Raw genomic sequence first — 21156 nt, 5'->3', positions numbered from 1 at the left:
CCCACCGGGTACCGGCGGCCTGAGTCGCACCGGGAGCGCCGGCACGGCTCCGACGAGGGCCGCATGGGGGAAGATCCCCCATATTGCCGCAGGCCCTACCCACCCCTCCCCTCAAGATCGCTCCTGGGCAGGTCAGGGCGGGGGCGGGGCGGTGTACGGCCTCGGTACCGGGCGCTGCCGAGGCCGTGCTCCGGCCGGGGCACGGCCTCGGGCGGGCCGGGCGCCGCGCTTCCCCCCGCATCGCCCCGTCCCTCGCCCGGCGGCGGGAGGCCCGGCGGTCCCCGGGCCGGGGCGACGGCGTAAATCTGGGTGTGGCGCACCGATGCCGGGCGCGGCCGGGTTTCCCATGATCGGTGTCACTGGCGAGAGCCAGCAGAACCGAGAGGGAGTACCTATGCAAGAGCCGGTGAGAGTAAGCGTCATGGCGCTGGACCCGGTCCTCGAGGCGGGCACGCGAAGCGCTCTGGAGGACAGTCCGGAGGTGCGCCCGGTCACCGAGGAGCAGGGGCCGGACGTGACGGTGGTGGTGGTCGACCGGGTGGCCGACCCGGTTCTTGATCTGGTGCGCCGCATCCGGGCCGCCGAACACCGGCCGGAGGTCGTCCTGGTGGCCGCCGAGCTGACCCCGGCGGAAGCACTGCACGCCATCGCCACGGGCGCGCGGGGTCTGCTGCGCCGCCGTGCGACCAGCGGCCCACGGCTGGCGCACGCCGTGCTGGCCGCGGCAGGCGGTGACTGCGCCGTACCGCCCGACCTGCTGGACGGACTGCTGGAACACCGCGCGGAGGGCGCCGCCTCACACGTTCCGGGCGCCTGGGGCGCGGCCGGGCTCAGCGACCGTGAACGTGCGGTGCTGCGGCTGGTCGCGGACGGGCGCGAGACCAGCGAGATAGCGAACGAGCTCTGCTACTCGGTACGGACGGTGACCACGGTGCTGCACGACATCACGCAGCGGTTCCGGCTGAAGAACCGCGCCCACGCGGTCGCCTACGCACTGCGGGCGGGTCTGCTGTGAACACGGCGACGCTCTCCGGCCGATCGGCCCGCGAGCTCCACTCACCGCACGATTACGCCCCGGACGGCCCGCGGCTGCCCGGCAGGCCTCCGTCCGGCGCCGTTCCCGGCGGCCGCGTCCCGCATCCGCACGCACCGGTACGCGTCCATGTGCGGGCCAAGGACGACGCCCTGCGCCGGTCCTGGCACCAGCGGCTGGCCGGTGCCGGGATCCCGGTCGCCGACCGGGCGGAGACGCACCCCGGGACGGTTCTCCTGGCCGCCGGCCGCACCGTCGACGAGGCGGTGGAGTCCTGCCCGGCTCCGGGATCCCCGGATCAGGACGGGCAGGGCGTACTGGTGGCCGCCCATCTGGTGTCCCCGGACGGCGTGCTGCGGGCGGTACGGGCGGGTGCCCGGACGATCCTGCGAGCCGCCGACGCCAGCCCGGCGCAGCTCGTGGCTGCCGTGCACTCCGCCCAACACGGCGACGGGCGGCTGCCCTACGGTGTGCTGGTCCGCCTGCTGGGCGGCCCCCAGCACGCGGTAGAGGGGCCGGTGGTCCCGGCCTCCGACACGGTCCGGGTGCCGAACGCGGCGGCACCGCTCACGCCGCGCCAGGCGGTGGTGCTGACCCTGGTCGCCGAGGGCCACGGCAACGCGGTGATCGCCCGCCTGCTGTCCTGCTCGGAGCACACCGTCAAGAACGTCATCTACGAGATGATGGCCCGGCTCCAGGCGCGCAACCGCGCCCACGCGGTCGCACGCGCGGTGCGGACCGGTCTGATCTGACCGGTCCGCACCGCCCGCCTCCCACCCGTTCCCGGGGCCACGCCTTGCCGGTGCCAGGGGGAACCGGCGCCGGTGGCGATCCGGCTCGTCCGGCCGGGTACCGGTTCCCACCGGCAGCCAACCACTGGGAACCGGTACCCGGTCCGGACGCACCGCCGTACGGGTCGGGTGCGGCCGCGGCACCGGGGCCGGGCGAGTGCCCGGCCGCTCAGCGCGAGTCCGCCGCCGCTACGGGCGCGGACGGCTCGGGCAGGGGGACGTCCGGGCCGGGGTCGTGCCGGGTCCGGGGAGGCGAGGGGGCCGTGGAGGACGCGGGCGGGTCGCCGACCACGAGCATGGTGGCCCGGCGTACCGGCCCGGCGAGGGTGGCTGCCAGCGCCATCAGCACCATCCACCCGGCCAGCACCGCAGTCGCCGCTCGTACGCCCAGGCCGTCCAGGAGCAGGCCGCCGGCCAGCGCGCCGAGCGGCAGCGCCCCGTTGGCCAGCAGGCTGGAGGCGCTCAGCACCCGGCCGCGCAGCTCGTCGGGGGTGACGGCGAGTTGGTAGCTGCCCACGGCCACGTTCCAGATGGGGCCGACGAACCACATCGCCGTGTAGGCGATCATGGCCGGCCACAGTCCGCCGCCGAAGGCCAGCACGCACATGAGCAGCGCCCAGACCCAGTTGGCGCTGATCACCAGGGCGTTCATCCTCAGGCGGCGTCCACACCAGCCGGCGACCAGCGAGCCGAGCATTCCGAAGGCCCCCGCGACGCCGATGAGCAGGCCGATCGCGGCCGGGCCTGCGCCCTCCTCGGCGAGCAGCACGATCATCACCAGGAAGAGCGCGCGGAAGAGCAGATTACTCCCGGCCACCAGCAGGGCCGTGGTGCGCAGCAGCGGCCGCTTCCAGAGCCAGACCAGCCCCTCCACCATCCGGCCGGCCTGCCGCAGGACCCGGGTGCGGCGGCCGTCCGCCGCCACGCCGTCGCCCGCAGCGGCCTCCGCGCGGGCGGCCTCACCGGGGCGGGCGGCCTCACCGGGGCGGGCGGCCTGGAAGTCCTTCCGGATGCACAGCAGGGACACCAGCGACACCAGGTAGGCGAAGGTCTCCAGCACGAACGGCACCGCCCGGCCGAGGCCGAAGAGAATGCCGCCCAGCGGGGTACCGATCATGGTGGCTGCCCTACCGCGCGCCTCGTTCCCGGCGAGCGCCACCGAAAGCTGGCTCGGGTGCACCACGTTGGGCACCGCGGCCGTGGAGGCCAGACCGTTGAGCACGGTGAGCGTGCCCTCCGCGAAGCCGACCACCAGCACATGTGCCAGCCGTAGTTCGCCCGCCAGCAGCGCCAGCACGACGGTGGAGGCGCCGACCGCCCGCAGGGCGTCGCACCAGATCATCACCCGCTTGCGGTTCCAGCGGTCGACCAGCACGCCGGCCGGGAGTTGGAGGAGCAGCGCCGGGAGCAGCACCACGAAGCCGACCAGCCCGGCGGCGGACGCCGAGCCCGTCACGGCCAGCACCAGCAGCGGATAGGCCACGGTGGACGCCGTGGAGCCGATGATCGCCACCGCCGAACCACTCCACAGCAGCAGGAAGTCCCGGTTGCGCCGCAGTGGCGGCACCTCGGGAACGGCACGGGCGTCGTCGGCAACCGTGCTCATGGGCTCGTCCCTTCGCTCCGACATGGGAGTCCTCTCGACAGCCGCACGGAATGCTCGGCACACCGGTTGGCCGGACGAGCTGCACGGTGCCGTCAGCGTGCCCGGCACCGGCGGACCGGCCCAGGGAAGGACGCGCAGAAAGGAGAACACCCGCGCTGCCGGAGACTCCGCCGGTTGTTCTCTGCCGGGGCGAGCCGGGTGCGCCGACCCTGACGGGATGACTGCGAACCCTTCAGCGCTGGTCGCGCCGGCAGCCGCCGAGCGGCAGGCGTCCGGACAGACGCTTCCCCATCTGATCACCACGGTGCCCGGCGGCGGCTCTCCGGCGGCCCAGCTGGCCACCGCCCGCCCCGAGATCCGCGCCCGGCTGCGTGAGCACGGCGCCGTGCTGCTGCGCGGCTTCGGCCAGGACGGGGTGGACGGCTTCGAGCGGACCGTGCGGACCGTGGGCGGCGAGCCGCTGACGTACGCCGAGCGCTCCTCGCCCCGGTCCACCATCAAGGGCCAGGTCTACACCTCGACCGACTATCCGCCGTCTGAGGAGATCTTCCTCCACAACGAGAACTCCTACCAGGCCACGTGGCCGTTGACCCTGTTCTTCCTCTGTGTGACCCCGCCCGACACCCTCGGCTCCACTCCACTCGCCGACACCCGGCGTGTACTGGCCGCCATCGACCCCGAGGTACGGGAGGAGTTCGCCGCCCGCGGCTGGATGGTGGTGCGCAACTTCACCGAGGGATTCGGCGTTCCCTGGCAGCACGCCTTCAACACCGGGGACCGCACGCAGGTCGAGGCGTACTGCGCGCGCAACGGTGTGACCGCCGAGTGGACCGCCGGGGGCCTGCGCACCCGCGCCCGCCGCGAGGCAGTGCACCAGCACCCGGTCACCGGGGAGCGGGTGTGGTTCAACCACCTGACGTTCTTCCACGTCACCACGCTCCAGCCCGATGTCTGCGCCGCGTTGCGGGAGATGTACGACGAGGCGGACCTGCCGACCAACACCTACTACGGCGACGGCGCCCCGGTGCCCGACGAGGTGGTGGCCCATCTGCGGGACTGCTACCGCGCCGAGCAGCGACGCTTCGACTGGCAGCGGGACGACGTCCTCGTCGTGGACAACATGCTCGCCGCGCACGCCCGGGAGCCGTTCACCGGCCCCCGGAAGATCGCCGTCGCGATGGCTGAGCCCTCCAGCGGACCGGTCGAGCAGGGCTGACCGCTCCCGCCCCGCGCCGGCGGCACCGGTCCGCGCTCCTGCCGCGACCGGACTCGTACACCCGCCGCCGTCCACCGCCCGCACCGGCCCTCACCACCACTCGCCCAGGGAGACACGACCGATGGCAACCGTCGACGGCGGTTATCCGCTGTCCTTCGCACAGGAACAGCTGTGGCTGCTCGACCAGCTCAGGTCGGGTGACGCCGCCGAGTACCTGATGCACGAGACCTTCAGGATCAGGGGCACGCTGAACACCGAGGCCCTGACCGCCGCACTCACCGAGATAGCCGCCCGGCACGAAGTGCTGCGCACCCGGTACGTCGACGAGGACGGCTCCGCCGTCCAGGTCATCGACGAACCGGAGCCGGTGAAACCCGAGTTCACCGACCTCAGCGGCGTCCCCGACGACCGGCGGGAACAGAGCCTGCGCGCGGTGGGGGCGGCCCGCGCCCGTACGGCGATCGATCTGCGCCGGGACCATCCCTGGCGGGTCGCGGTGGTCCGGCTGGCACCGGAGGAGTCGGCTCTGCTGCTCACCTTCCACCACATCGCCTTCGACGGCTGGTCCTGGGGTCTGCTCGCCGACGAACTGAGAGTGCTGTACGGGGCGTTCGCGACCGGGGACGTCTCTCCGCTGGAGCCGCTGGAGCTCCAGTACGCGGACTACGCGGAGTGGCAGCGCGAGTGGTGGCGGGCACAGCCGGAGCGGATGGGGCGGCAGCTCGACTACTGGCGGGAACAGCTGTCGGGCACCTCTCCGCTGGAACTTCCCACCGACCGGCCGCGTCCGGCGGTGTGGGACGCGACCGGGGACACCGTCGGCTTCACCGTGCCCGGCCCGTTGGCATCCCGCTTCACCGCGCTCGCCAAGGAGCAGGGCGCCACACTCTTCATGGCCGGGCTGACCGCCTATCAGCTGCTGCTCGCCAGGTATTCGGGCAGGCCAGACATCGCGGTCGGCGTCTCCCTGGCCGACCGGAACGACGCCCGGCTGGAGCAGTTGGTCGGCATGTTCCTCAACACCGTGGTGCTGCGCGCCGAGTTGAACGGGGCGTCGGACTTCCGTGGGCTGCTGTCCCGGGTGAGGGACACGACCCTGGACGCCTACAGCCACCAGGAGGTGCCCTTCGAACGGGTGGTCGCCGCCCTGGCCCCGGAGCGGGAGACCAACCGCAACCCGGTCTTCCAGGCCGGCTTCGCGCTGCACAACGCGCACCGCATCCCGTTCTCGCTCCCGGGCCTGGAGGTCAGCCGGGCCGACACCGGCGCGCGCAGCTCCGCGTTCGACCTCTCCCTGCACCTGACCGAGCGTCCCGACGGCAGCATCGCGGGTGAGTTCATCTACCCCACGGCGCTGTTCGACCGGGACCGGATCGAGCGGATGGCGGAGAACTTCCTGCACCTTCTCGACCAGGTGGTCGCCGGCCCGGACACACCGGTGGACCGGCTGGAGCCGACCTCCCCCGGGGAGCGCGCCACGCTCACCGCCTGGGGCGACGGCGGGGCCCGCCCCGCCGGGGAGGACCGCTCGGGCCGCGGTCTGGTCCAGCTGGTGCTGGACCGCGCGGCAGGCGCTCCCGGGGCGGTGGCCGTCGCCCACGACGCCGGCGAACAGTCCTACGCCGAACTGGTCGAGCAGGTGGCGGTTCTGACCGGGCGTCTGCGTCACGCCGGGATACGCCCGGGCGACCCGGTCGCGGTCAGCCTCCACCGGGGCCCGGCGCTGGTGTCCGCGGTGCTGGCGGTCCTGGCCGTCGGTGGCGTCTACGTACCGCTGGCCCCCGACCTCCCGGACGCCCGGCGGGACTTCCTGCTGACGGACTCCGCGGCGGGCCTCGTGCTCACCGAGCAGGCCCTGTGCGATCGCTTCGCGAGGACCACCGTGTTGCTCGCGCGGGAAGGCGAGTGGTCGGGTGCGGCCGGGGCTGCCACCACCGCGCCGCCCGGTGTCATCCCCTACCCGGCCGGCCCGGACGACGCGGTCTGCCTGATCTACACCTCGGGCTCCACCGGCACTCCCAAGGGCGTGGTGGTCACGCACGGCGGGCTGCGCAACCGGGTGCTGTGGTCGGTGGAGCGCTACGCGATGACCGCCGCCGACCGGCTGCTGCAGAAGACCACCATCGGGTTCGACGCCTCCATGTGGGAATTCCTCTCGCCGTTGGTCTCCGGCGGCACCGTGGTGACGGCCCCCGCCGACGCGCACCGTGACCCATCGGTGATGGCCGCCGCCATGGCCCGCCACCGGGTCACGCTGCTGCAACTGGTGCCCTCGGTGCTGCGGCTCCTGGTCCAGGAACCGGCCCTGGCCCACTGCACCGCACTGCGACTGGTCAGTTCCGCGGGCGAGCCGCTGTCCGCAGATCTGTGCGAGGAGCTGCGCGCCGCCGTGCCCGGGGTGGAGATCTCCAACACCTACGGCCCCACCGAGTGCTCCATCGACTCGACGGCCCACCGCTACACGGGCGTCGGCCTGCCCGGCTCCGGCACGGTCGCCATCGGCGGCCCCCTGCCCGGCGTGGGGGTGTCCGTGGTGGACGCGGGAGACCTCCTGGTCCCGATCGGCGTCCCAGGTGAGCTCTGCGTCCGCGGCGTCGGACTTGCTCGCGGGTATCTGGGCCGCCCCGGGCAGACCGCCGAACGCTTCGCGCCCGACCCGTACGCGTCCGTGCCCGGCGGACGCTGGTACCGCACCGGTGACCTGGTGAGGTGGCGGGCCGACGGCACCCTGGAGTTCCTGGGCCGGGCGGACGACCAGGTCAAGATCCATGGCGTACGGGTCGAACCGGCGGAGGTCGAGGCGGTGCTGCTGACCCATCCCGGGGCGGCCGCCGCGGCCGTCGTCGCCCGGCCGGGCGCGCACGGCGAACTCGAACTGACCGCCTACGCCGTGCCCTCCGCCCCGCAGTCCCACGGGAGCCTTGCTCCCCAGGCGGCTGAACTGCGGGCGGACCTGCTGGCCCGTCTGGCCGAACGTCTGCCGGCGGCGGTGGTGCCGTCCCGGCTGGTGCTGCTGGACGCCCTGCCGCTGACCGCCAGCGGCAAGGTGGACCGGCGGGCACTGCCCGCACCGGAACACCCGGCGCAGGCGGCTCACGGGCCGGCGAAGGAACACACCGCCGTCCGGACGGCGACCGAGCGAGCCGTCACCGAGGCCATGTCCGAGGTCCTGGAGATCCCCGGACCCGGAACCGACGAGGACTTCTTCACCCTCGGCGGCCACTCCCTCCTCGCGATCCGGCTCGTTCTCCGGCTGCGCCGTGCCTTCGGCATCGACCTGACCGTCGCCGAACTCTTCGCCGACCGCACCGCCTCGGCTCTGGCGGCCCGCATCGACGCCGCCGTCACGGCACGCACCGGCGTCACCGCCGAGGACACCACGGGCGCGGAGAACACCGGCGGCAGCGGCGAAGCCGTCGTGCCGGTGCCCCGTGACGGCGAGATGCCCCTCTCCTTCGGACAGCAGCGGATGTGGTTCCTGGACCAGCTGGAGCCCGCCGGCCAGGAGTATCTGATCCCGCTGGCACTGCGGCTACGGGGTCCGCTGGACACCGCCGCGTTCCGCGGCGCCCTGGACGAGGTGGTACGGGTCCACGAGGTGCTGCGCACCCGGTACGCGGACCACGGCGGCAGTCCCGTCCAGCTCATCGACCCGCCGTCCCCGATGGCCTTCCGGCTGGTCGACCTCACCGACGGCGCGGGCGACACCGGGGATACCCTGGCCGGCCGCGCGCGTACGCTGCTGGACGAGGCGCTGAGCAGGCCCTTCGACCTGTCCGCCGAGCACCCGTTGCGGGTCGCGGTGATCCGCACGTCACCCGTGGACCACTGGGTGGCGCTGGCCGCTCATCACATCGCCTTCGACGCCTGGTCGACCAAGGTGTTCCTCCGCGATCTGGACACCGCCTACACGGCGCTCGCCGCCGGGCAGCCGTCGCCGCTGCGCCCGGGGTCCGTCCAGTACGCCGACTTCGCCGCCTGGCAGCGTGGGCGGGAGGACAGCCCCGACACCCGGCGCCACCTCGACTACTGGCTCGGGCGCCTCCGCGACCTCACTCCCGTCGAGCTGCCCTCCGACCGTCCCCGGTCGGCCGCGCGCGACGCCGACGGCGACACCGTCATCGTGGATGTCCCGGAGGCCACCGGCCGTGCTCTGACCGAGTTGGGCGCGCGGCACGGAGCGACTCCGTTCATGACCCTGCTCAGCGCCTTCCAGGTGCTGCTGGGGCGTTACACGGGACGCACGGACATCGCGGTGGGCGTCCCGGTGGCCGCCCGTACCCGGGAGGAGACCGAGGGGATGCTCGGCCTCTTCGTCAACAGTGTGGTCATCCGGACCGATCTGGGCGGAGACCCGGCCTTCGCGCAACTGCTGTCGCAGGTGAAGGGTGCCTGTCTGGAGGCGTTCGCGCACCAGGACGTGCCGTTCGAACATCTGGTGGACGAGCTGCGGCCTGACCGCGACCTCTCCCGTAACCCCCTGTTCCAGGTGATGTTCGAGCACCAGCACATGGGCGGGCTCACCGCCACCCTCGGCGGGCTGACCGCCGATCCGCTCAACGCGGGTCCGGCGACGGCGAAGTTCGACCTCACCCTGACGGTGAAGGAGCGCCCGGACGGGCGGATGCACTGCTGGTTCGAGTACGCCACCGCGCTCTTCGACCGCGCCACGGTGGAGCGGATGGCCACCCACTACCTGCGGCTGCTGGAGTCCGTGACCGCCGCGCCCGGAACCGCCGTGGCCGAGCTGGAGCTGATGCCCGAGGCGGAGCGGCGGCAACTGCTCGACAGCTGGCCCGACCCGCACTCGGCGAGGCTGCCCGCGATCGTTCCCGAGGCGGAACGGGCCCTGACCGTACCGGAGCTCTTCGTCCGGCAGGCCGCCCGCACGCCTGACGCCACCGCCCTGGTCTTCGGCGCCCAGGAGCTCAGCTACGCCGGTCTCGAGGCACGGACCGCCCGGTTCGCCCGGCGGCTGCGCGCGCTGGGCGCCGGCCCCGAGACCGTGGTGGCCTCCTGCCAGGAGCGCGGCATCGACGCCGTGGTGACGCTGCTCGGCGTTCTGCGTGCGGGCGCGGTGTACGTACCGCTCGACCCACGGCATCCGGAGCGGCGCCTCGCCCAGACCCTGGAGGACGCCGGGGCGGCGGTCGTGGTCACCACCGCCGACCGCGCGGACTCCTTCACCGGCGGCTTCCGGCTGCTGGTCGTCGACGACGGCGCGGACGACGGCGCCCATGCGCCCGCCGGAACACCGGAGTTCCCCGCGACCCCGGACCATCTCGCCTACATCATCTACACGTCCGGCTCCACCGGCCGCCCCAAGGGGGTGATGATCGACCACCGGGCCTACGCCCACCACTGCCGGATCGCCGCCGACGCCTACGGCATCGGTCCCGGTGAGCGGGTGGTCCAGCTCTCCTCGCTGACCTTCGACGTCTCGATGGAGCAGATCGCCGCCCCGCTGCTGACCGGCGCCGCCGTGGTGATCGCCGACCCCCTCTTCTGGAACCCGGCCGAACTCCCGGCCCGACTCGCCGAGCACGGGGTCACCGTCATGGAGACCACCCCGGCCTACTACCGCGAGGCGATGAGTTACGACACCGGGATGCTCACCGGCCTGAAGCTGATCAACCTCAGCAGCGACGTGGTCACCGTGGCCGACGCCCGGCTGTGGAACGACAGCGGGCTGCCCGGCCGGTTCGTCTGCTGCTACGGCCCCACCGAGGCCACTGTCACCTGCCTGCTGAACACCGGGAGCGGCGAGCGGGACGGGCGGCGGGACACCGCGTCCATGCCGTTGGGCCGCCCGCTCGCCGGCACCCGCGCCTACGTTCTGGACTCCCGGCAGCGCCCGGTTCCGCTCGGTGTCCCCGGCGAACTCTGCGTCGGCGGCGTCCGACTGGCCCGCGGCTACCACCGGCGGCCGGAGCTGACCGCCGAGCAGTTCGTCCCCGACCCGTTCGGCGGCGCGGGCGAGCGGCTGTACCGGACCGGCGACCTGGTGCGGTACAGCCCGGACGGCACCCTGGAGTTCCTGGGCCGGATCGACCAGCAGGTCAAGATCCGCGGACTGCGTATCGAGCTCGGCGAGATCGAGGCCGCGCTCACCGGGCACCCCGGCGTCGGAGCGGCGGCCGTCACCGCGCCCGAGATCACCCCGGGCAACCGTCAGCTGGCCGCCTACGTGACCGGCCGGGACGGCGCCGCCGCCCCGGACCCGGCCCGGCTTCGCGATCATCTGCGGGACCGGCTGCCGGAGTACATGGTCCCGGCGCTGTGGACCGCCTTGGACGCGCTGCCGATGACCTCCAGCCAGAAGATCGACCGCAAGGCGCTGCCGACGCCGACCGCCTCCACCGCACGCGCCTACGTGGCGCCCCGGAACCCCGCCGAGGAGACGGTGGCCGCGATCTGGGCCGAGACGCTCGGCATCGAACGGATCGGCGTCGAGGACGACTTCTTCGTCCTGGGCGGCCACTCGCTGCTGGCCACCCGGGTGCTCGCCCGGATCCGGGAGACGTTCGCGGTGGACCTCCCGCTGCGCCGGCTCTTCGAGGACACCACGGTCGCCGCCCTCGCGGCCGCCGTGACCGAGGCCGTCGAGGCCGCAATCGACCAGCTCTCCGACGCCGAGGTCGCGGAACTCCTGACCCGGGAAGGCGCACGATGACCCACCAGACTCTCGACCCCGCCGCACTCCGCGCCCTGCTGCTGAACCAGCGGCTGCGGGGCACCACGGCACCGTCCCCGGCCGACGGCATCTCCCCCGCACCGCGCGGCGGCCCGCTGCCGCTCTCCTTCGCCCAGCAGCGGCTGTGGGTACTGGACCGGCTGAGCCCGGACACCACCACGTACCTGATGACGTCCGCACTGCGGCTGCGCGGCCCGCTGGACGTCCGGGCACTGCGCGGAGCGCTGGACGCGCTGGTGGCACGGCACGAGGTGCTGCGCACCCGTTACCCGGTCATCGACGGCGAACCCTCGCAGGTGATCGACCCGCCCGCGGCCGTGGAGATCACCGAGACCGATCTGACCGGGCTGGACGCGGCTGACCGGGCCCGCCGCCTGGCCGCGCTGGGCACCTCGGAGCGGCAACCGGTGGACCTGGCCGCCGGACCGGTGCTCCGTGCGGTACTGGCCCGGTGCGCGCCCGAGGAGCACATGCTCTTCACGACCGTGCACCACATCGCGGCGGACGGCCGGTCGGAGGACCTGCTGGTCCGCGAGGTGACCGAGCAGTACCGGCGGCTGGCCGGCAAGGAGCTGTCGCCGCCCCCGCCACAGGCCCTCCAGTACGCGGACTTCGCGGTGTGGCAGCGCGGACGGCTCACCGAGGAGCGGCTGGACGACGGGCTCGGCTACTGGCGGAACCGGCTGGCCGGGCTCGCCCCGCTGGAACTGCCGACCGACCGGTCCCGCCCGGCGGTCCGCGAGGAGAGCGGGGCGGTCGTACCGTTCACCGTGCCCGCCGAGGTGGCCACTGCTCTCACCAGGCTGGCGCACGAGTACGGCGCCACCCCGTTCATGGCCTGCCTCGCCGCCTTCCAGGTGCTGCTGAGCCGGTACACCGGCAGCAGCGACATCGCGGTCGGCACCCCGGTCTCCGGCCGGGACCGGCCGGAGACCGAGGAGATGCTGGGACTCTTCCTCAACACCCTGGTGCTGCGTACGGATCTGTCCGGCGACCCCGGATTCGCCGAGGTCCTGGCCCGGCTGCGGGAGGGCGCGCTGGACGACTACGGTCACCAGGAGGTGCCCTTCGAGCGGCTGGTCAACGCACTGGCCCCGGAACGCGACCCGTCCCGCACCCCGCTCTTCGCCACGATGTTCCTCTGGGAGGGCGTCGGCGGACAGGGCACCCCCCGGACCGGTGACAGCACCGAGGGCACGCTGACCGTGGATCCGACGGCGGTCGGCGAGACCACCGCCAAGTTCGATCTGACGCTGAGCCTCACCGAGCGGCCGGACGGCTCGCTCTCCGGCGGGCTCAACTACGCCACCGCGCTGTTCGACCCGGCTACCGCCGAACGCATGGCCGGCCAGTTCACCCGGCTGCTGGCCTCCGCCGTCGCCGATCCGGACGCTCCGGTCACCGGACTGGAACTGATGTCCGAGCCGGAGCGGCAGCAGGTACTGCACGACTGGAACGACACCGCCACCCCCTTTCCCGGCGGCACCCTGCACGGCCTGTTCGAGGCTCAGGCGGCGGCCACCCCGCAGGCCGTGGCCGTCACCGACGAGGCGGGCGAGCTCAGTTACGCGGAGCTGGACCGCCGGGCGGACGCGGTGGCCGCGGAACTGCTCGCACTCGGCGCGGGCCCCGGCACCGTCACCGGAGTGTGCCTGGACCGCTCCCGGGAGCTGCTCGTGGCGCTTCTCGGGGTACTCAAGGCGGGCAGCGCCTATCTGCCACTGGAGCCGGAGATCCCCGCCGAGCGACGCCGGTACATGCTGACCGACTCCGGCGCCCGGATCCTGCTCACCGGCGGCGACGCCGGGCAGGCCGGCGACGTCCCGGCGGACGTGACCGTACTCTCCCTGGGGCACGGCGGGCTGTTCCCGGGCGGCTCCCCGGCCCGGGCGGACGCGCGCACCGCCGCAGCACCCGGTCCCGGCGACGCCGCCTACGTCATCTACACCTCCGGGTCGACCGGACGCCCCAAGGGCGTGCTGGTGGAGCACCGGGCGATCGTCAACCGACTGCACTGGATGCAGGAGGAGTTCGCCCTCGACGCCACCGACCGTGTGCTCCAGAAGACCCCCATGGGCTTCGACGTCTCGGTCTGGGAGTTCTTCTGGCCGGTGGCCACCGGCGCCACCCTGGTGATGGCCCGCCCCGGTGGCCACCGCGACCCTGACTACCTGGCCCGGATCATCGCCGAGGAGTCCATCACCACCCTGCACTTCGTCCCGTCCATGCTGCGCGCCTTTCTCTCCGGTCCCGGGACCCGGCTGCCCTCGGTACGCCGCATCGTGTGCAGCGGCGAGGCGCTGCCGGGTGACCTGGTCACCGCCTCGGCCGAACGTCTCGGCGTGACCCCGCACAACCTCTACGGCCCGACCGAGGCCGCCGTGGACGTCACCAGCGCCCGCTGCGTCCCCGGACAGCGGGTCACCATAGGAAAGCCCGTCGCCAACACCCGCACCTACATCGTGGACGCGGCGCTGCGTCCGGTCCCGGTCGGCGTACCGGGCGAACTCCTGCTCGGCGGAGTTCAGTTGGCGCGAGGCTACCTCGGCAGACCGGCACTGACCGCCGACCGGTTCGTCCCCGACCCCTTCGGCGGCGCACCGGGGGCGCGGCTCTACCGCACCGGCGACCTGGCCCGCTACCTTCCGGACGGTTCCATCGACTACCTGGGCCGCCTGGACCACCAGGTGAAGATCCGGGGCCAGCGCATCGAACCGGGCGAGATCGAGGCGGTGCTCCACGAGCACCCCGCGGTCGCCACGGCCGCCGTCGCCGTGCACGACGAGCGGCTGGTGGCCTATCTCACCGGCCGCCCCGGACCGGTCACCGCGACCGACGTCACCACCGCGCCCGACACGGACGAGATCCGGACCTGGCTGCGGGAGCGGCTGCCGGACGCCATGGTGCCCGGCGACTGGATGGTGCTGGACACACTCCCCCTGACCGCGAACGGCAAGACCGACCGCAAGGCGCTGCCCGCCCCGGACCGCAGCCGCGACAGCCGGGCCGGGGAGTACACCGCGCCCCGCACCCCGGTGGAGCGGGCGATCGCCGAGGAGCTGGCCGCCGCGCTGGACATGGACCAGGTCGGTGTGCACGACCGGTTCTTCGACCTCGGTGGCGACTCCATCCGCGCCATCCGCGCGGTCGGAGCCCTGCAGGGCAGGGGTCTGGCCCTGTCCGTGCAGCACCTGTTCACCCACCCCACCGTCGCGGGGCTGGCCACCGTGGCCGCCGAGGCCGGCGCAACCGGACCACGGCACCAGCTGGTGGAGCCGTTCGCCCAACTGGAACCGGCCGACCGGGAGCGGCTGCCGGACGGGCTGGCCGATGCCTACCCGCTGGGCGAGGTCCAGGCCGGCATGGTCTACGAACTGCTGGCCGACCCGGAGAGCAACACCTACCAGAACGTCAGCAGTTTCCACTTCACCGACGACGGGCCGTTCTCCCTTCCCGCACTGCGCGAGGCGGTCAGGCGGCTCGTCGACCGGCACGAGATCCTGCGCACCTCCTTCCGGCTGTCCGGCTTCTCCGGGCCGCTCCAGCTGGTGCACCGGCGGGCCGAGGCAGAGGTCGGGTTCACGGATCTACGCGGGCTGGAGCCCGACGGACAGCGCTCCGCCCTGGCCGAGTTCCGTGCCGCCGAGCAGCGCGTGCCGTTCGACCTGGAACGCGCTCCGCTGCTGCGGTACCACGTGCACCGCACCGGCGAGCGCACCTGGACCCTCACCCACACCGAGTGCCACGCCATCCTGGACGGCTGGAGCCATCACTCGGTTATCCAGGAGATCCGCACCGACTACGGCCGCGTCCGGGACGACGCCGACTGCGCCGTCACCCCGCCGCCCCGCGCCCGCTACGCCGACTTCATCGCGCTGGAGCAGCAGGCGCTCAACTCCGCCGCGGACCGCGCCTTCTGGCAGGGGCGGATCAGCGACTTCCCCCGGCTGGAGCTGCCCGCGCCCACCGCGCTCGACGAGTCAGGAGCCCCCGCCCACGAGGTCCGCGTCTCCTGGGCCGCCCTGGACCCCGCGCTGCGCCGACTCGCCGCCCGCACCGGCACCTCACTCAAGACGGTGCTGTACGCCGCCCATCTGAAGCTGCTCGGGATGATCTCCGGGCAGCGCCGCTTCTTCGCCGGTGCGGTCTGCAACGGCCGCCCCGAACTGCCGGACGGGGACGAGGTGCGCGGTATGTACCTCAACACCGTGCCGTTCGCGGTGGATCTGGACCGGCCCAGCTGGGAGGAGCTGCTGCGCTCGGTCTTCACGGAGGAGGCGGCCGTCTGGCCGCACCGGCGCTATCCCCTGCCTGCCATGCAGCGCGAGTGGGGCACCGGCGTCCCGCTGGTCGACGTGGTCTTCGGCTATCTCGACTTCCATGTGCTGGACACTCCGGGAACGGCGCCGGAAACCGTCACCGACAGCAGCCCCAACGAGTTCACCTTCGACGTCTGGACCTTCCCCGGCGAGCTGCGGATGACGTGCCGTCCGGGCTGGGCCGGCCGCAGCCGGCTGGAGGCCATGGCGACCACCTTCGTCGAGGTGTTGCGGACGATGGCCGAGCGGCCGGAGACCTCGCCCGCCGCCTTCAGCGCGCCGCTGCTGACGGCACCGGCCGTCGCCCCCGATGCCCGGCCGATGCCACCCGGCATGACCCTGCCGGAGATGATCGCCCGTCACTCCCGGCCGGACGACACAGCGCTGGCCGACGCGCACTCCACCGTCACCTACGGTGAACTCCAGGCCCGATCGAACCAGTTCGCGCACATGCTGCGCTCCCGTGGGATACGCACCGAGGACCCCGTCGCGGTGTGCCTGGAACGCGGTCCGGAGACGGTGATCGCCCTGCTCGGCGTGGTGAAGGCGGGCGGATGCTACGTGCCGATCGATCCGGAGTACCCCGAGGAGCGGATCAGTCATCTGCTCTCCGACTCCGGCGCCGGGCTGTTGGTCACCCGCAGCGGTCTCGCCGACCGTCTGACCGGACTGCTCGCGGACGGCCCCCGGACCGTGCTGCTCGACACGGACCGGGCCGAACTCGAGGCGCAGCCGGAGACCGACCCGGTGCCGGTGCTCTCTCCGGACAACACCGCCTATGTCATCTACACCTCGGGATCGACGGGCCGGCCCAAGGGAGTCCAGGTCACGCACCGCAACATCGTGCGTCTGGTCCACGACGAGAGCCACGCCGGGCTCGGACCCCAGGACACCGTTCTGGTGGTCTCCCCCCTGGCCTTCGACGCCTCCACCTTCGAGATGTGGGGAGCGCTGGGCAACGGCGGCCGGCTGGCGTTCGCCCCGCCCGGCACTCCCACCACGGCGATCATCGCCGAGGTCCTGCGCGAGCACCGGGTCACCGTCGCATTCCTCACCACCAGCCTCTTCCATCTGATGGTGGAGAGCTGCCCCGAGGCCCTGACCGGGCTGCGTGCGCTGCTGTCCGGCGGAGACGTGCTCTCCCCGGGCCGGGTACGGACCGCGCTCTCCCACGGGATCCCGGTCAGCAACATGTACGGGCCGACCGAGTGCACCACCTTCAGCACCGGGCAGCACGCCATCACGGCGGAGCAGACGGCCCGGCCCATCCCCATCGGCCCGCCGATCGCGCACACCACCGCGCTGGTCACCGACGAGGACCTGAATCCGGTGCCCTATGGTGTCGCCGGGGAACTGCTGCTCGGCGGACCGGGGGTCGCCCGCGGCTACCTGGGCAGGCCGGCGATGACCGCCGACCGCTTCGTTCCCGACCCCACAGGCAGCCGGCCGGGCGGCAGGCTGTACCGGACCGGAGACCTGGTCCGTCAGGACCCTGACGGCGTGATCCACTTCCTGGGCCGACGCGACCACCAGGTCAAGGTGCGCGGCCACCGCATCGAACTCGGCGAGGTGGACGCCGGCCTCAACGATCTGCCCGGAGTGCGCGGCGCTGCGGCGGCCGTGCGTCCGGGGCCCGACGGCGACAAGCAGCTGGTCGGCTACGTCGCCCTGGACGGAAACACCGCCTTCGACCCGGCGGCCCTGCGATCCGTGCTGCGCCGGCGGGTCCCCGCCTTCCTGGTGCCCAGCGCCTGGGTCCGGCTGGACGAGCTGCCCCTGAACGCCAACGGCAAGCTGGACCGCGCCGCTCTGCCCGCGCCCGACCGCACCGGCACGGACGGCGGGCCGGTAGCACCGCGTACCGCCGCCGAGCGGGCTCTGGCCGAGGTGTGGGCGGAGGTCTTGGACGTCGACCGGGTCGGCGCCCACGACGACTTCTTCCTGCTCGGCGGGCACTCCCTGCTGATCCTGCGGGCGATCGCGCTGCTGCGCGAACGCCATGGCCTGGAACTGACCGTGCGGGCCTTCGTCGAGCACCAGACCCTGGACGCCGTCGCAGCCGCGGCGGAACGCGGCGACACGGGCGACGGCGCGCGAAGTGCCCTGATGTGGCTGCGCAGGGAAGGCGGACAGGCCCCGCTGTTCTGCGTCCATCCCGGTGGCGGCAGCGCCCACTGGTACCAGCGGCTGGTCCCGCACCTGGACGCGGATCTGCCCGTCGCCGCCCTGGAGTGGCCCGGCCTCCAGTCCGGCCCCGGCCGGCCGGTGCCCACCGCCGCGGAGATGGCCGGACGGTATCTCTCCGAGATCCGGCAGGCACGCCCCCACGGCCCCTACCGGCTGCTCGGCTGGTGCGGCGGCAGCGGGATCACCGTCGAGGTGGCGGACCGGCTCAGGGCGGACGGTGAGGAGGTGACCCTGATCCTGCTCGACCCGGGCCTGGACAGCCATGAGCGGCAGGGCCTGTGGGACGAGTTCCGGCTGATCGAGAGCTGCACCGCCAGGCTCGAGGAACTGGCGGCGGCCGGACCGGAGGACGACACCGGCCCGCTGCGGGCCGAGATCCTGAAGCTGCTGAACCACCTGGTGGACGACGCCGACCCGGTGACCGGGATCGTGCTCCCCGAGCGGAACGGTGCCGAGGTGTGGCTGCCGTCCGCCCGGATCTGGCGCGAGGTGATGGAGATGACGCTCACCTACCGGCACCGCTACTACCCCGGCGCCCTCCACCTGCTCATCAGTGATGAACTCGCCCGCGGGGAGCACGAGGTGGCCCTCGGTCAGACCTATCAGGAGTATCTGGACCGCTGGCGGGAACTGAACGCATCGGTCGAGGCCCACCGGGTTCCCGGTGACCACTTCGGCGTCATGCGCCTCCCGCATGTCACCTCGCTGGCCGCCACCCTGGCCGGACTGCTCGGCTGATCCTCACGAGACGGCGCACGGAGCCCGGCCGGCCACCCCGGCCGGGCTCACTGCTGCCCGGACCCGGTTCGAGGGGTGATCCCCCGGCCCGCCGGCCCCCTCGGTGCCCGGCGACGTCACCCCGTGGCGTCGGGAGGGGGCTCCCAGGTGCCCCGGGCGGCCCCGGCGAAGCCCTCGCCCACCGGGGGACGGAACCGAGGGTCCGGTCCGGCCCCGTGAACGAGGCCGGACACGAAATGACGGGGTGCCCGGCCTCTGCGGCCGGACACCCCGTCAGGGAGCGTTCCCGTTCTCAGTCGTGCTGGTCGACGGCGACGAAGCGGAGTTCGGAGGTGTAGGCGTTGCCCTGGTCGTCGGTCAGCCAGGCGTGCTCCGGCGTCGGGAGCATCTCGGTGATCGTCAGCTTCGCCTGCGGATCCTTCCGGGCCAGCCGCCGGGCCGCCTTGGCAAGGATGTTCACGTAGACCGGCGCGTCGAAGTCCACGTAGAACGGACGCGGCTCCGTCGGCGACACCACGAACACATAACGCGGCAACCCGAGCCCACTGCGCCAGTTACGCGCCCGCACATACCGCCGCGCCTCACTCTTCTCCCCCGCGAACTCCAGATCCCCACCCGTGAACCGCCACGACTCCCGGCTCACCACCAGCTTGTCCACCGCCACCCGCGGCACATGATCCGCGTCGGGGAGCAGCCGGAACATGTCCATGGCCAGGGTGGTCAGCACATGGCCGAACACGTCCGTGACAGCGAACTCGGCGCCGTCCGGGAGCAGCACCGTCAGCCGGCCGCGGCGCCGGGTGACCCGGGCGTCGGCGCTGAGCACGGTTCGGTCCCGGTGCGGGTCGGCGGTCAGCTCCCGCAGCGCGATGTAGTAGTCCTCCGGCCGCACCAGGACATTGCGTACCCGGATCGACAGTCGTGACGTGTGCTCCTTGGGCAGGAGCGGAAACAGCCGGGGCCCGGGGAAGTCACGTCCGGTCAGCCCGAAGAGCTCCGCCGGGTGCGGGTGCTGGTTGACGAAGAGCGAGGCGCCCATCGTGTTGGAGGCGAGGTGGAGTTCGCCCAGCACCAGGTCGAAGTCGCCGTTGTCGACCGACTGCACGTCGCGGGCGGCGATCATCACGTCGGGACTGATGCAACGGGCGGCGGTCCAGCCGGGGGCTGCCGGCGGGAACTCCTCGGCAGCCCGTTCCGCGATCGCGGCGTGCGTCACCTGTACGCGTCCGGCGTCGTCCGGGACGGAGATGATCCGCGCCCAGCGGCGCTGGAACTCCGCCAGTACCTCCTCCGCGTCGGTGACCGCGGCACCGTGCAGGATCGGCATGCAGGCGAACCAGAACGACGCCAGGTCGACCTCCTCCGCGCTGCCGCTGGACGCTGCCAGCTCCTCGAAGACCTCCTCCGCCCGGCGTTCCACCCGGGCCGCGAGCTGGGACATCAGCCAGGCGGCGCTGTTCATCAGCGGTTCCAGCGGTGCCATGGCGTCCAGGACCCCGGCGCCGACGCGGGCGGTCGCGGAGCGTCGGGTGTCGGAGTAGACCAGTGAGCGGTTGGGCGCGGTACGGGTGCCCTTGGCGCGCTGGGAGGCGGTGTCGGTGATCCGGGTGAAGTCCTCCTCCAGCCCGGCCAGCGCCTCGCACAGAGCGGTGGCGTCCCGCCCCGCCGCCTGCACCCGGTCACGACCCCGCTCCAGCACCTCCAGCGGCTCCAGCACACGCTCCCGCAGACCGGCATCCCCGACCCGCTCCAGCACCGCACGCAACTCCCGCTCCGGGCGGGCACCGGAGGGAACCTCCAACCGCCAGGTCACCCAACGGCGACGGACCAGTTCGGTCAGCCCGGCGGTCACCTCTGCCGGTGACAGGCCCAGCTCGCGGGCCAGTTCGCCGGGCGGCCGTCGGCCGTCGGCCAGCCGGAGCAGGGCCACCAGCCGCGGCGGCGCCTGCTGGGGGGTGCGCCCGGGAATCCGAACGGGACCTTCGTCGGAGTCGGCTCGGATGTAGGGCATCCGTCGTGGGGGTATCCAGGCCATCAGGCGCTCGTCCGCGGACAACTTCTTCGCCAGCGCGTCGATCGACCAACTGGAGAAGAACACCGACGACGAAGCCGTCAGCCCCTCCCCAGGATCAACCTCCACCCCCCGCACCGAACCATCCACACGACCCCAGCCCACCGGACCGAAAAACCCGATCGTGTCGTTCTTCACACAGAACCGCTGCCAATAATGCGCCACCAACTCCTCACGCTGACGCGGCATACTCGACCGCCCCGACGCCGACGGAACCCACCCCAGAAAAGGACCGATCCCCGTCCGCAACACCGTACGGTTCTGCCACGCCACCGCAGCCGTGAAATCCGAACCCCCCGCAACCCCCTGCAAACGCACAGCGGTCCGCGCCGCAACCTCCCCGAACACCCCCTCGAACTCATCCCAATCCGGACCCGACAACCCCACCCCACCAGCAAACTTGTCCGCATACACCGACACATCCACCGGCGCCAGATCCAACACACCCCCCACCGGAAAACCCGGCCCACGCAACGAGAACTGCTCCCACAACCGCCAACG

Annotated in this window: 7 protein-coding genes; 5 read left to right on the top strand and 2 right to left on the bottom strand. The window is 72.9% G+C overall.

Annotation, left to right across the window (positions count from 1 at the left end; all coding sequences use genetic code 11):
* Window positions 1-394: 394 nt before the first annotated feature.
* On the top strand, window positions 395-1015 hold the full coding sequence (locus BFF76_RS18120) for a helix-turn-helix transcriptional regulator (protein WP_031099966.1): 621 nt from the start codon (window positions 395-397) through the stop codon (window positions 1013-1015).
* A complete protein-coding gene (locus BFF76_RS18115; RefSeq protein WP_244167296.1) occupies window positions 1012-1785 on the top strand; it encodes a helix-turn-helix transcriptional regulator in 774 nt (257 codons plus the stop codon). Before BFF76_RS18120 ends, BFF76_RS18115 begins: the two co-directional genes overlap by 4 nt.
* A 208-nt stretch (window positions 1786-1993) precedes the next feature.
* Here BFF76_RS18115 and BFF76_RS18110 read toward each other — a convergent pair whose 3' ends face one another.
* The gene (locus tag BFF76_RS18110) at window positions 1994-3430 is read right to left on the bottom strand and encodes an MFS transporter (RefSeq protein WP_079122412.1); all 1437 of its coding nucleotides are present in this window, start codon (window positions 3428-3430) and stop codon (window positions 1994-1996) included.
* Window positions 3431-3647: 217 nt separating this feature from the next.
* On the opposite strand from BFF76_RS18110, the gene BFF76_RS18105 reads away from it, so the two are divergent.
* From BFF76_RS18105 to BFF76_RS18095, 3 genes are all read left to right on the top strand, one after another.
* Window positions 3648-4646 carry a TauD/TfdA family dioxygenase gene (locus BFF76_RS18105; protein ID WP_381824919.1) on the top strand — a complete coding sequence of 333 codons (999 nt, stop codon included), beginning with the start codon at window positions 3648-3650 and terminating at the stop codon, window positions 4644-4646.
* A gap of 121 nt (window positions 4647-4767) precedes the next feature.
* Entirely contained in the window at window positions 4768-11319 is a 6552-nt protein-coding gene (locus BFF76_RS18100; protein ID WP_065848625.1) for a non-ribosomal peptide synthetase, read from the top strand.
* Window positions 11316-18584 (top strand): non-ribosomal peptide synthetase, encoded by a 7269-nt coding sequence (locus tag BFF76_RS18095; protein WP_065848624.1) that lies wholly within the window; start codon window positions 11316-11318, stop codon window positions 18582-18584. Before BFF76_RS18100 ends, BFF76_RS18095 begins: the two co-directional genes overlap by 4 nt.
* A gap of 292 nt (window positions 18585-18876) precedes the next feature.
* Here BFF76_RS18095 and BFF76_RS18090 read toward each other — a convergent pair.
* Window positions 18877-21156: lantibiotic dehydratase (locus tag BFF76_RS18090; RefSeq protein ID WP_107418450.1), on the bottom strand; the 2280-nt coding region annotated here is incomplete at its 5' end.

The sequence above is a fragment of the Streptomyces mutomycini genome, from assembly GCF_001700505.1.
Taxonomy (GTDB): Bacteria; Actinomycetota; Actinomycetes; order Streptomycetales; family Streptomycetaceae; genus Streptomyces; species Streptomyces mutomycini.
Note: the sequence above shows the minus strand (reverse complement) of the source record. Positions and strands in the feature narration are given on the sequence as shown.